Origin of the sequence: Paenibacillus nanchangensis, assembly GCF_046543445.1 — a bacterium.
In the GTDB taxonomy this organism is placed as follows: Bacteria; Bacillota; Bacilli; order Paenibacillales; family Paenibacillaceae; genus Paenibacillus_AQ; species Paenibacillus_AQ nanchangensis.
Genome location: NZ_JBHOFD010000043.1, coordinates 1 through 12,771 on the forward strand (window position 1 = coordinate 1; position 12,771 = coordinate 12,771).

Consider the following 12,771-nt stretch of genomic DNA (forward strand, 5'->3'; position numbering starts at 1 on the left):
CCTTCTGAGTCCGCACACTTGTCCCCCTACTTTCTCTGGCGGCTACAAAAAGGCGGGAATCTGGGATGAATTCCTGAAGCACGTTATCATTAAGCCGAACTTTGGTTACCATTGAGCCCGATTTCGAGCAGATGATGATGATGGATACAACCATAGTCCCAGTCCATCAGCATGGGGCCGTGCAAAAGGGGGCAAAGCAAGCGATCGGACGTTCCCGGGGCGAATTAACGACTAAGATTCATGCTGAAGGATACTTATAAAGAACGGCATTTAATCGAAAGCTTTTTAATAAAATGAAAAGTTATCTGCGTTTGTCAACCTTTATGACAAGACAGCGAGCATGTTCAAGGCTTTTTGGCGTTGATTTCGAAAGGTTATGGCTGAAATGAGTTTGCGTACAGGCTCTAAATTGGCGCTAATCCAGCAGGCTGTGCAGTTGTTCTTCATTGATGTTTTCTGTGAGCGTCTGCTGAATTTTCCCGGCTTCGAGATAGGCAACCGCCGGCACGGCAGGGATTCCCAGCTTTGCGGCAAGCCCCGGCGACTTATACACATCCACTTTGGTTACTTTTACCTCTGCGGCATGCTTCTCTTCAAAGCTTTCGATCAGCGGCAGCAGCTCGCGGGATTCCGGCTCGGTCGCATTCCACAGATACACAACCGAAGGTTTACCGTGATTCAAAATTTGATGCTCGTACACCTCACATTCCGAAATGTACCTCTCCGCCCCGTATCCGGCAATTGCGCCGTCGCCCACCGCGGTGGCAACCTGCTTCAAATACTTTTCGCAGATATCGCCGGCCGCAAACACACCGGGAATATTGGTCTCCATTTTTTCATTCACCAGCACATATCCGCGCGAATTCAGGTTAATCTGGCCATTGTAAATCTCCGTATTTGGCGTATAGCCGATGAACAGGAAACACGTATCCGCTTTTACCGCCTGCCGCTCCCCTGTCTTCAGGTTCTTCAGCACTACTGCTTCCAGATGCTCCCCTCCCGCAAATGAATCCACCATTGTATTCCACAAAAATTCCATTTTGGGATTATCCAGCGCCTGCTTTTTGGCGATTTCATTGCAATCCATGTTTCCGTGATCATGAATGACCGATACCATTACTTTATCCGCAAACTTTGTCAAAAACATTCCTTCCTCAATCGCCGCATCCCCGCTGCCGATCACCATTACCGTCTTGCCTGCATTGGCCGCCGCGTCACAGGTTGCGCAGAAGGAAATCCCTTTGTCATACAAAAAGTTCTGCTCGTTCTCCGCTCCGGTCAAACGCGGTTTCCCGCCTCCCGCCACAATGACGGCCTTGCATTCATACCGCACCCGGAACGTCTCGACGACTTTCGTCTCCCCGGACAGCGATACCGCTTGGACATCGGTCATTTTAAATTCGACGCCAAACTTCTTCGCCTGCTTGTGAAACAATCCCATTAGCCCCGTCCCGGTGGTCCCTTCGGGAAACCCGGGGTAATTTTCGATTTCATTCGTATAGGTGGCAAGCCCGCCGACCAGCGTTTTTTCCAAAATCAGAGTTTTGAGCCGGGCGCGCCCGCAATAAATCCCCGCCGTTAGCCCTGCCGCACCTCCGCCGATAATGATCACATCGTACGTTTCCGTTCTTTTTTCCATTCCGGTCAGCCTCCGTTTTCGTGGTGATTGTCAAACAAACAGGCCGACCCCTAAACCATAAAGTCAGCCCGTTTGCACGTTCTTCTGTTTTTCGTTCCTTTACATAAAAAATTTGGCCAACAATTTGCTGCCGATAAAAGCGCCGATCAATAAAAACAACCAAAAGATCCAGCCCGACAGCGACAACGAGGAAATAGACGTAAATAAAGCGCCGATATTACAGCCATTGGCCAACCTTGCTCCGTACCCCATCAGCAAACCGCCTAATACAGCCGCAGCTACCTGTTTCCAGGAGCGAATTTTTTTAATCTTGAACTCCGACGCAAACAGCGTTGCTAACAATGCGCCCAAAATGATGCCTAAATTACGGATAGAACCCCCATCGTTCATAAAACCGCCGGACAGTGTTTTTTGCGCTTTCTCCGAACTGAAATAAGCCCAATTGTCCACATTGCCGCCTACCAGCTGGTACATCCATGCTCCCCAGTCCGCAAAAGCGCTTGTGACCCCCCAGCCTTTCGAAAAAACAGCAAGATGGGCGATCGAAAACACGGCAAGCAGGACAGCCCCCGTTACGTAGGTCAGCGGCTCTTTCAGCAGCTGCTTGTAAAACCGGTTGGAGGATATTTTTAACCAAAACGCGTTCACCGCTCCAACTCCCCCCTTCCTGACGATATGGCGAACCTATTTTAGCTTTTCGATCACAATCTCCCATTCCCCATCATCCACTTCTTCAATTTCCACGTTGTGCCCCTGCTTTCTGGCCCACTCCGGCACATTTTTCATCGCACAGCTGTGATCAATCGAGACCACCAGAATATCGCCGGTCTGAAGCTCGGCCATTTTCTTTTCCGTCCGCATCAAAGGTACCGGACAAGCTTCTCCCATACAATCGAGTGTAAATTCCGCCATTGTAATAACCACCTTCGTTTAGATTTGTTTAGATCTACTTAATTTTGTGAACATTTTCACTTTTACTGATAAAAAAGTCCGCTTCCGATCAACCTACAGCATGCTTCTATCATTGCCTGCTTCCTTCCTTCCTTCCTTCCTTCCTTCCTTCCTTCCTTCCTCCTCCCGGTCATCCCGTCCGCGTTCTTACTCCGCACTGCCCATCTTTTTCTCCTGCCATTTGACCGAAGCGATATAAAGCAAAATGATGATCAGAAACTGAACCAGCAAGGCGCCAAGCCAACCAAAGACATCCGGCAAAAATACCGCAGGCGCTTCCTTGATTACATGCGCCCGCCACCAACCCATGTCGTGCGCTCCCCACAGCGAGCCGATCACAAAAAACAACAGGGACAGCATCTGCATTGTAAAGCCTTCCCCCACCCGCATCAGTGTACCTGAAGCGCAGCCGCCGGCAATGACCATGCCCATCCCAAAAATCACAGCACCAACAACGAGGGCCAAGCTGATCTGCCCGACATTATCCATGCCCGGGATCGGGTTCCCTGCCGAAAACGCCGAGTATTTGATCGCCGTAAATCCGATCGTGGCCAGACTGCAGGCGATTAATACCGCTCTTGTGACGGACGTGCTGCCCGTAATCCACGGATCACGCATCGAGGCGGTAAAACAAAACCTCGCTCTTTGCAAAACTACGCCAAACGCCAGCCCGAAGAGCAGATACACCACCATTTTGTCGTTATAGTGGTTCAAATAAAACCCGAATCCCGCAACCACAGCCGCAGCCAGCAGCGCAAACGGCAATTGGCTTTTTTTCGGTTTTCTAGGCGCCCGGCTGCGGCCGGCCCTCGCTGCGGAAGCAGCGTTTTGCTCCATCCCTAAACACCCCCGGATTTGTTTTAAACTGACTATGTGAAAAGAATAACATTCTTTCGGATTCCGTAGTTATCGGTCTTTCTCATGCTACATAAGCTTTTCTAATAGCAAACCGGCGGCAAACGATTTATGCTATTCTCGGGCTACCGGAAAAGAAAGGAAGGCATAATCATGAATTTGGAAACGCTTAAATTATTTCTTGATATCGTGTCGCTCAAAAGCATCTCCAAAGCGGCGCAAAAATCCCATCTGACCCAGTCCGCGCTCAGCCAGCAGATCAAAACCTGGGAAACATCGCTGGGAACCCAGCTTTTGCATAGAAGCAACAAAGGAGCGGAGCTTACGGAGGCAGGCAGAATCGCCCAAAAATATGCGGCACAGATCTGCAAGCTCTATGAAGATATGGCCACTGAAATCGAACAGCTGCAGCCCGCCCGGCACCAGCTATCGATTTATGCGGTCCCGGAAGTGTGCAACTATGCGCTGCCCTGCACCTTATTTGAGGTGAAAAAGCATTTTCCGCACTGCCAGATTGCTTTAAATGAAGCGCCTACTCCGAGTGTTGAGGAGCATATTCTCCTGGGAGAAGGCGATATCGGCTTTATCTCCGGCCCGTCCTCCAGACCGGAAGTGAACGCCCGCAAGGTGTTTTCAGACCGGATCATGCTGGTGTTAAGCAGCGCCAAACCTGCTCCAGGGGAAATCGGCATACACGAGCTGCCCCGGTATCCCCTGATCTGGTCTTCCCAGCTTTCCTGCTTGCAGCCCCAGCTGGCGCAGGCGTTAACGGATCAAACGAAGCCCAACGTGCTCTACAGCCTAGATTCCATTGAAGCCGTAAAGCTGGCGGCCATCAAAGGGCATGGCGCGGCATTTTTACCCTACATGTCCATAAAAAAAGAGCTGTATACGAAACAGCTCAAAATTATCCGGATTCGCGGTCTGGAAGTGAATAACGACATTTATATGATTAAAAAAGAGGTTCAGCAATGCAGCCGTGAAGTGAAGCCGCTGATCCGGTATTTTGAGCAGACCTTGATCGACACGCTGTGTTAAGGCGCCCAGATCACGATTTCCCAGACTCCGTTCATCACTTCCTCTATCGAACACTGCAGGTGGGTCTGCCTGCAGTATTCGGTAATGGATTTTCTCGCACAGCTGTGGTCGGTGACCAGCAGCACCCGGCTCCCAAGCCGGATCGCTTGAAGATGCTTTTTAAGCAGCATCACCGGAACGGGACACACTTCCCCCAAACAGTCGATTTCAATCATCTCGTCGGATTCCCCCTGCCAGGCCGTTTCATGAGTTCAGTATAGCCTCGGGCTGTTTGGCCGCGTTATTGTAAATATCACAGTAACTTGGCCCGGAGAATCGGGTTCTGAATCATACTTCTGGTCATTCTTTCCGCCCCAATGCTTGCCGGCCCGCTTCCAGGGCGGCAATAATTTTATCCGTATCGTAGACACAGCCCTGCCAAGTTCCGCCGCTTGCGGCCTGCAGCGCGGCCCATAGTCTGGTATCGTCGGGCAGACCCGGATCTACAGCCAGGAACGGATGCGCAGTGCGGGCAGCCAGCAGAACATTTCCATCTGCGGCAGTGCCCGGCTGCTCGCCGTCGCCAACCAGATTTACGCTGCCCTCAAGCTTGATCGTATCGACAGCAACTTCTACCCAGTCACCGTCCTTGAGCCTGCCGAGGGGGCCGCCAACCAGTGCTTCCGGGCCGATATGCCCGATACAGGCCCCCGTAGAGACTCCGGAGAAACGCGCATCCGTTATCAGAGTAACGTATTTGCCAAAAGGAAGATGCTTTAATGCCGAAGTTAACTGGTAGGTTTCTTCCATACCTGTACCGCTGGGCCCGCGTCCGATGACGGCCAGAATATCTCCTGCCTGGATCAGTCCAAGCTTGATGCTGCGGATTGCATCTTTTTCCGCAGTAAATACCTTCACCCTGCCCGTATGGCGGTAGACGCCTTCACTGTCCAGAACCGAAGGGTCAATAGCTGCCGACTTGATCACCGAGCCCTCGGGGGCCAGATTTCCGGTTGGAAAGGTCATTGTCGAAGCCATTCCCTGCCGCTTCGCCTCCTGCGGACTCATAATCACGCTATCCGGGTCAATCCCGTCGGCTTCTCTCAGCCGGTTCCGCATGTCCTGGCGTCTGGCCGAGTTCTCCCACCAGTCCAGATTCTCTCCAAGGGTTCTTCCCGTCACCGTAAGAACCGATTCGTCTAACAGGCCCAGCCTCCGCAAATGCAGCATGACCTCGGGAACACCTCCGGCGAGAAATACCCGGATTGTCGGGTGCGGAACGGGGCCGTTCGGCAGGACGCTGACCAGCCGCGGCATCCTGCGGTTCACTTCATTCCAGTCCTTGACGGTTGGAATGCGCAGTCCGGCGGCATGGGCGATTGCGGGAATATGAAGGAGCAGATTCGTTGATCCTCCGAATGCGGCATGGACAACCATCGCATTGTGTATCGCCTGGTCGGTCAGAATATCCTTCATCACGATTCCGCTGTGCTCCATCTGCAGCAGTGCGCGGGCAGACTGGCGGCCGACGTCCTTCCATATCTGCTGCCCGGAAGGAGCCAGAGCTGCATGAGGAACCGACATGCCCAGCGCTTCGGCTACGACCTGGGCTGTTGCCGCCGTCCCCAGGAATTGGCATCCGCCGCCGGGTGTTGCGCAGGCGCGGCAGCCGAGGTCCGCCGCATCTTCCAGCGACAGCTCCCCGTTGCTGAACCTCGCTCCGATGCTTTGCACTTTACCGGCGTCTTCCCCCTCTACAGGCGGCAGCGTGACACCTCCCGGAACAATAATTCCCGGTAAATGATGCATGCCCGCCAGGGCCAGCATCATCGCAGGCAGCCCCTTGTCGCAGGTGGCCACCCCAAGCACTCCCTTGCGTGTCGGCAGCGAACGGACTAAACGGCGCAGAACGATTGCCGCATCGTTCCGGTAAGGCAGGGAATCGAACATTCCTTCAGTACCCTGGGAGCGGCCGTCGCAGGGATCACTGACATAACCCGCAAAAGGAGTTCCCTCGTGAGCGGTTATTTCATGGGCAACCTCTTGCATCATCAGGCCGATTTCCCAGTGGCCTGTATGGTAACCAAGAGCCAGGGGACTGCCGTCCTCACGCCGGATTCCCCCCATGGTACCTAGGATAAGGTATTGCGGCCTGTTCAGCAGCAGCGGATTCCAGCCCATTCCCGCGTTCTGGCTCATACCGAAGATTTCCCCGCTCGGTGCGCTACGCAGCATATGGTCTGTAATCGGAAGACTGCCGGAGGGGCCTTCAGCAGCAGTATGTACAGGCACCGGCTCCCCGGCGGTCTCTTTCATAATATCCGACAAGCTGAGTTCCATTGTATGCCCTTCTTTCCCGTCTATATTGTAGTGCAGGTACCCGGAATTGTAGTGCAGGTACCCGAAACTTAAGCCCGGGACAGCTTTTTCCCCAGCCGGATGACTTCCCGAATTGCCGCTTGCTGTTTGTCCAGATAAGCATGGCGCAGCATGGATGTGCTTACCGCAGCAACTGCTTTACCGGAAGCATCCATCACAGGAGCTGCTACACAGTAGATCCCCTCTATAATTTCTTCCTGATCCACCGCATACCCGCTGGAGCGGATTTCAGCCAGTCTTTCTGTAAACTGTCCCCAGTCTGTAACAGTATGAGAGGTTACCGGAGACAAAAGGCTGTCCGGATACCTTCTGGTCAATTCATCAAGCGGAAGCAGCGCCAGCATCATCTTGCCCATCGCAGTCGCATGGGCCGGGAACCTCATGCCGGGACTCGATTCCAGCTTCACCAGCGAAGGACCTTCCTGCTTGGCGAGATAAATAATTTCACTCCGGTCCAGCACCGACAGCTGGAAGGTTTCCCCAACGGCCTTGACGCTCTCCTGGGATTTCTGCAAAAATTGCTCTACCAGATTGTAATTCTGCTTATACGATTCATTAAATACAGCATTAAGGTACGCCATCCCCGCTCCCAGAGAATAGACTTCCTGTTCATCCCGCTTGACCCAGTTCAGCGCCTCCATGGTCCGCAGCAGCGAAAACATGGAGCTTTTGTTGATCGCGGTGGCCTCGCACAGATCTGTAAGTTTGTACTCCCCCTGCTTCCGGGAAATCGCCGTCAGAATTAAATCGGCCCGTTCCAAAGCGGGAACCCAATATTTACGGTCCACCCCTTCAATCCCCTCTCTAAAAACAACAATTGATTAACCCTTTCAGGTTCAATATACTAATTTTATGTTTATAATATCAAACTCGGAGGCAAAAACAAATGAAAAATATTCGATTCAATGCAGGTATCATTCCTCCTGTACCGACAATTTTGAACGAAAACCGGAAGCTGGACCGTCCCGGAATGAAGCTGCTGATTGACAGCCTGATTGACAAAGGGGTGCATGGCTTGTTCTTCCTAGGCACAGCTGGGGAATTCAACCAGTTCGATGCAGGTGAGCGGGAGGAAGTTGCGGAGTTCTGCATCGAGTGTACCGCCGGACGCCTGCCGGTCTGGATTGGAACCGGCAGCAGCACGACTTCAGAAGCGCTCCGTCTTACCAGGCATGCTGCACACAGCGGGGCAACCGGTGTGGTGGTCATCAACCCTTATTACTGCAAGCTGAGCGATGACAGTCTCTTCGCCCATTATGCCGCAATTGCCGAAGCCTCTGAGCTGCCGATGATGCTGTATAATTTTCCTGCGCTGACCGGTCAGGATTTAAGCCCCGCCTTTGTCAGACGCCTTGTGACAAGCTATACCCAGGTGTGCGGCATCAAGGAAACCGTGGATCAGCTCAGCCATATCCGTCAAATGATATTGCTCGTCCGGGAGGTCAATCCGGATTTTGCCGTGTTCTGCGGCTTTGACGAATATTTACTGCCCACCCTGGCGGCCGGCGGAGCCGGTGCGATTGCAGCCAGTGCCAATTTCGCCCCGCAGCTGATGCTCGGCCTGTACAAGAGCTATCAAAATAACGACCTCCCGGAGGTGCTTGAGTATCACCGGAAGCTGATCCAGATTCCTCCGCTGTATGCGCTGGATGAACCGTTTATCCCGACCATCAAGGAAGCGGTCCGCCTGTCGGGCCTTGCCCTCCCTACCTTCAGTCATTCTCCGGCAAATCCCTGGAACGATGGAAAGGAGCAGCAGCTCAAGCAAATTTTCGACAATGCAGGCATATCTTATCCGGATACAACAAGCTTATAAAAACCCCCGAAGCAGACAGGGCCGTGCTTCCCTTGCGGGAGCCGCTGCCCTGTTTTTTTATGGATACATTCCGCTGACAGCGCAAAATAATATGATTATAGATCAATAACTGATGAGGATTGGTCATTGTTTGAACAGATTTGATAACTTATTATAATTCCATAATTATGAAAGCGTTGTCATATTAAACATCCGGAAAATCACGATTTGCTGCATCATCACACAGCTGATTTTGGATGGAGGGAGGGTAGTCCGGATTCAATTCAGCAAACAGCACTTGTAATGCAATTCTTCTAAGTTCAGTCTTTCAAAGAGAATACGAAGAGGAGTGAACCGATGCGAAGTCACAGCGTAAGACGCAATTCGATCAGAAACTTTCTTTATATCTCGCCCTTCATGGTTTTACTTGCTGTCTTTGCATACTATCCGCTCTATGGATGGGTTTATGCATTCTTCGATTACATGCCTCCGATCCCGCTGTCACAGTCGCCGTTTGTCGGGCTGAAATGGTTTCATTCCCTGATTGAAAACGAGGTGAAGATTGACCAGCTTGTTCAGGTAATCAAAAATACCTTCGGCATCAGCGGGCTGGGCATCCTCTTCTCCTGGCTTCCGATGGTTTTTGCAATCTTCCTGACGGAAATCAAAGCCGTCCGGTTTCGCAAGTTTATACAAACCGTAACCACCCTTCCTAACTTCATCAGTTGGGTGCTCGTGTATTCCCTGGCCTTTTCCATGTTCTCAAGCGAAGGCATTGTCAACGGATTTTTGAATCAAATCGGGTTTATTGATTCCCCTGTCCTTTTTCTGCAGAGCTCGGAGCATGTCTGGATTACGATGTGGATATGGGCTACCTGGAAGACACTGGGCTGGTCGGCCATCTTGTATATAGCAGCCATTATGAGCATTGATGAGTCCCTGTATGAAGCAGCCTACGTGGACGGCGCCACAAGAATGCAGGTCATCCGGCATGTGGTTTTACCGAGTATGCTGCCAACCTATTTTGTACTCCTGATGCTGCAAATCGCCAGCTTCCTGAATAATGGCCTGGAGCAATATTTTGTTTTCCAGAACGCTTTTAACAAAGACACCATACAGGTATTGGATTTATATGTCTACAACCTGGCCATGGGGGGCGGCAGCTATTCCGTTTCCGTCGCGATCAGCATGCTGAAGAGCCTGATTAGCGTCGTGCTTCTTTTCTCGGTCAACGGGCTGTCCAAATTGTTAAGAGGTGAGGGCATCGTATGAGTAACAACCGAACCGGCCTGGAGCCGAATGCCGCAACTGTCCTTGTCTCCGCAAAAACCAAAATGCAGGTCAGTGCAACCGACAAGCTGATTTCGGTAACGATTTACTTCCTGTTTTCTCTCTTTGCATTTGTATGTGTCTATCCCTTCTACTCTATCATTATCAACACCATAAGCGCTAATGATCTCAGTGCCAAAGGTGAAATTGTATTCTATCCCAGGGGTCTCCATTTCCAGAACTACATTGACGTATTCAAAATCCCGGGACTATGGAACGCCTTTGTCATTTCTTTGGGAAGAACGGTGATCGGCACTTTTTTAACTGTCGGGGCATCCGCCTTTCTAGGATTCATGTTTGCCCAGAAGGACATGTGGGGGAGAACATTCTGGTACCGCTTCACCATCATCACAATGTTTTTTAATGCCGGTATTATCCCGTGGTATTTGACGATGAGATCCCTGCACCTGACCGACAATTTTCTGGCTTACATTCTGCCGTCCATTGTAGCTCCCTTCTTCATCATTCTTGTCAAAACATTCGTGGAATCCACACCGAAGGAACTGCAGCAGGCAGCCAGCATTGATGGAGCGGGGATCATCACGATTTTTTACAGAATTATTCTGCCGATCAGTAAACCGATCCTGGCGACCGTCGCCATATTCTCGGCAGTGAACCAGTGGAATTCCTTTCAGGATACATTGCTGTTGGTTACGGACAGCAAATTGTACAGCCTGCAGTTTATTCTGTATAACTACATCAATCAAGCCAGCTCCTTGTCGACTATGGTCAATCTGCAAAATGCCGGATCAACCGCTATGGCTAGTCTGGCCACCAAGCAGACCTCAACCTCTATCCGTATGACCGTTACCATCATTGTTGTGGCACCTATTTTGCTGGTTTATCCGATATTCCAAAGATTTTTTGTCAAAGGGATTATCATCGGTGCAGTCAAAGGCTGATGTGTATGATTTTAAATAAAATAATCTTTCGGGGGGCTGTCCATGTTTACTAACCGTAAGCTGGCCAACAAAACGGCGATGTGGCTCGGGACGACTATGCTTTTTTTAACAACGGTTTTAAGCGGATGCAGCGGCAACTCCAACAATGCGGCAGGCACCTCAGCAGGACCGTCCGATTCCGGCAAAACCTCAGAGTCATCCGGTCCGGGCACCGGAATCGATCACAGCAAGCCCCTGACGATTACCGTGTTTAACAACGCGTCCAATTACCAGGGGGAGCAGACCGGATGGTACGGCAAGCTGATCAAGGACAAATTCAACATCACACTTAACATTCTATCCCCGCAGGTTGCGGGCGATCAGTTGTACAAAACAAGATCGGCATCGGGAGACTTGGGAGACCTCCTCATTATTGAGAACAGCCAGCTGGAAGAGCTGATTCCGGCGGGAATGATTATGGATCTGACGGATAAGCTCAAGAATACCGAGCATCTGTCCAAATATGTAGACAATCACTTCAAACCTTTCAATGCCGCCTTCGAGAGCGTTAATCCGGAGGGCAAAATTTATGCGCTGCCGACCTTTGTATCGGACACCTCCCCGACCACCTTCTCGGAGGAGCTGCCCTATTCCAGTCCGATTATGCCTTGGGATTATTACAAAGGTATTGGCTCACCCAAGCTGAACAACCTCACTGATCTCATGAATGCCCTGAAGCAGATGCAGGAGAAATATCCCAAGACACCGGACGGGAAACCCATTGTTCCAATTACGCTTTGGAAGGATTGGGATAACGGAAGCATGGAGAATGTACGCTGGTTAAGCAACTGGTACGGTTACGAGCAGCCTAACGGAACCTCCACCATCCAGTTGAATGCCAAAGGCGATATTGTCCCGCTTGTTGACGACAACAGTATGTACAAGAAGATTCTGCAGTTCTATTTCGACGCCAACCAGATGGGCCTCGTTGACCCTGACTCCCCGTCTCAGGACTGGAACAAAGTCGCCGAGAAGCTGACCAACAAACAGGTTCTCCTCCTGTGGTACTCCTGGCAAAGAGGCTTCTACAATACCATAGAAAGAGGCAATCAAGGCGACGGCAATGTGGCTATTCCGATCGCGGACACTCACCTTATCCAGAACAGTGACGCCTACTTTGGAAACGGAAGAGTATTTGCTGTCGGTTCTAAGGCCAAAAGTCCGGAAAGAATCATCGAATTTATGGATTGGCTGTCTTCCCCTGAAGGTCTGCGTTACTACACGAACGGCTTCGAAGGCTTTAACTATGAAAAAACGCCGGACGGCAAGTTTAAGCTGACGGAAATTGGCCAAACGGCTTTCCAGGAAAACACTCCGGTTCCCGATGAATACGGAGGCGGAGGATATCAGGACGGACAAAGCAAGCTCAACACAATGATTATGAGTGACTTTGTCAAAGATCCGGAAACGAATGAGTTCTATAACAGCACCTACTGGAGCTCAACCATTGAGGCGAACAAGACGGTTCTGACTACCGAATGGCAGAAGGCTTATAATGCAGCGACGCCGACAGAATATTATCAGAAAAACAATATGATCGATATTGTGCCGAACATAAATACCAGTCTCGGATCGGACTCTTCGGATATCAAGAATAAACGCAGCCAGATTTCCGATTATGTGAAGAGCACCTCCTGGAAAATGATTTTTGCCAAGGATCAGGCAGAATTCGACCAGCTGTGGAATAAACTGAAGACGGATGTGACGGGTCTCGGCTGGGAGGATGTGCTTGCTGTCGATAAGGAAAGAGCGGAGAAAATCGTCAAAATGCGCGCTGATGCAATAGCCGGCAATTAACTTACGATAAATCGAATAGAGGCTGCTCATTAACTGAGCAGCCGACTCCTCACACCATCGTATGTACC

At 51.0% G+C, this 12,771-nt stretch carries 12 protein-coding genes and 1 pseudogene; 6 read left to right on the top strand and 7 right to left on the bottom strand.

All coding sequences use genetic code 11. The features are described 5' to 3' along the window. Positions 1-113 precede the first annotated feature (113 nt). Positions 114-245, top strand: a pseudogene (locus tag ACE6ED_RS25660) (IS5/IS1182 family transposase); the annotation flags it as partial. A 170-nt stretch (positions 246-415) separates the two neighbouring features. Here ACE6ED_RS25660 and ACE6ED_RS25665 read toward each other — a convergent pair. The 4 genes from ACE6ED_RS25665 to ACE6ED_RS25680 all read right to left on the bottom strand — a co-directional run bounded on the left by ACE6ED_RS25665 (position 416) and on the right by ACE6ED_RS25680 (position 3,427). Further along, a complete protein-coding gene (locus ACE6ED_RS25665) occupies positions 416-1,639 on the bottom strand; it encodes an FAD-dependent oxidoreductase (protein WP_410830295.1) in 1,224 nt (407 codons plus the stop codon). A 99-nt stretch (positions 1,640-1,738) separates the two neighbouring features. Continuing rightward, the gene (locus ACE6ED_RS25670) at positions 1,739-2,287 is read right to left on the bottom strand and encodes a YeeE/YedE thiosulfate transporter family protein (RefSeq protein ID WP_410830296.1); all 549 of its coding nucleotides are present in this window, start codon (positions 2,285-2,287) and stop codon (positions 1,739-1,741) included. 36 nt (positions 2,288-2,323) lie between these two features. Next, positions 2,324-2,551 (bottom strand): sulfurtransferase TusA family protein, encoded by a 228-nt coding sequence (locus ACE6ED_RS25675; protein WP_410830297.1) that lies wholly within the window; start codon positions 2,549-2,551, stop codon positions 2,324-2,326. 186 nt (positions 2,552-2,737) lie between these two features. Next, entirely contained in the window at positions 2,738-3,427 is a 690-nt protein-coding gene (locus ACE6ED_RS25680) for a YeeE/YedE thiosulfate transporter family protein (RefSeq protein ID WP_410830298.1), read from the bottom strand. A 171-nt stretch (positions 3,428-3,598) separates the two neighbouring features. Here ACE6ED_RS25680 and ACE6ED_RS25685 point away from each other — a divergent pair, with 171 nt between their 5' ends. After that, the gene (locus ACE6ED_RS25685; RefSeq protein ID WP_410830299.1) at positions 3,599-4,483 is read left to right on the top strand and encodes a LysR family transcriptional regulator; all 885 of its coding nucleotides are present in this window, start codon (positions 3,599-3,601) and stop codon (positions 4,481-4,483) included. Here ACE6ED_RS25685 and ACE6ED_RS25690 read toward each other — a convergent pair. The 3 genes from ACE6ED_RS25690 to ACE6ED_RS25700 all read right to left on the bottom strand — a co-directional run bounded on the left by ACE6ED_RS25690 (position 4,480) and on the right by ACE6ED_RS25700 (position 7,629). Then, entirely contained in the window at positions 4,480-4,698 is a 219-nt protein-coding gene (locus ACE6ED_RS25690; protein ID WP_410830300.1) for a sulfurtransferase TusA family protein, read from the bottom strand. The two genes, ACE6ED_RS25685 and ACE6ED_RS25690, sit on opposite strands and share 4 nt — an antisense overlap. 124 nt (positions 4,699-4,822) lie before the next feature. Then, complete coding sequence (locus tag ACE6ED_RS25695; protein ID WP_410830301.1) at positions 4,823-6,802, bottom strand: YjhG/YagF family D-xylonate dehydratase; 1,980 nt, start codon at positions 6,800-6,802, stop codon at positions 4,823-4,825. 68 nt (positions 6,803-6,870) lie between these two features. Continuing rightward, positions 6,871-7,629: an IclR family transcriptional regulator gene (locus ACE6ED_RS25700; RefSeq protein WP_410830302.1), complete on the bottom strand. Its 759-nt coding sequence runs from the start codon at positions 7,627-7,629 to the stop codon at positions 6,871-6,873. A 98-nt stretch (positions 7,630-7,727) separates the two neighbouring features. On the opposite strand from ACE6ED_RS25700, the gene ACE6ED_RS25705 reads away from it, so the two are divergent. The 4 genes from ACE6ED_RS25705 to ACE6ED_RS25720 all read left to right on the top strand — a co-directional run bounded on the left by ACE6ED_RS25705 (position 7,728) and on the right by ACE6ED_RS25720 (position 12,703). Further along, a complete protein-coding gene (locus ACE6ED_RS25705; RefSeq protein ID WP_410830303.1) occupies positions 7,728-8,657 on the top strand; it encodes a dihydrodipicolinate synthase family protein in 930 nt (309 codons plus the stop codon). 336 nt (positions 8,658-8,993) lie between these two features. After that, on the top strand, positions 8,994-9,908 hold the full coding sequence (locus ACE6ED_RS25710; RefSeq protein WP_410830304.1) for an ABC transporter permease subunit: 915 nt from the start codon (positions 8,994-8,996) through the stop codon (positions 9,906-9,908). After that, positions 9,905-10,867, top strand: a complete 963-nt coding sequence (locus tag ACE6ED_RS25715) for a carbohydrate ABC transporter permease (protein ID WP_410830305.1) — start codon at positions 9,905-9,907, stop codon at positions 10,865-10,867. Before ACE6ED_RS25710 ends, ACE6ED_RS25715 begins: the two co-directional genes overlap by 4 nt. Before the next feature lie 42 nt (positions 10,868-10,909). Beyond that, entirely contained in the window at positions 10,910-12,703 is a 1,794-nt protein-coding gene (locus ACE6ED_RS25720) for a type 2 periplasmic-binding domain-containing protein (protein ID WP_410830306.1), read from the top strand. Positions 12,704-12,771 lie beyond the last annotated feature (68 nt).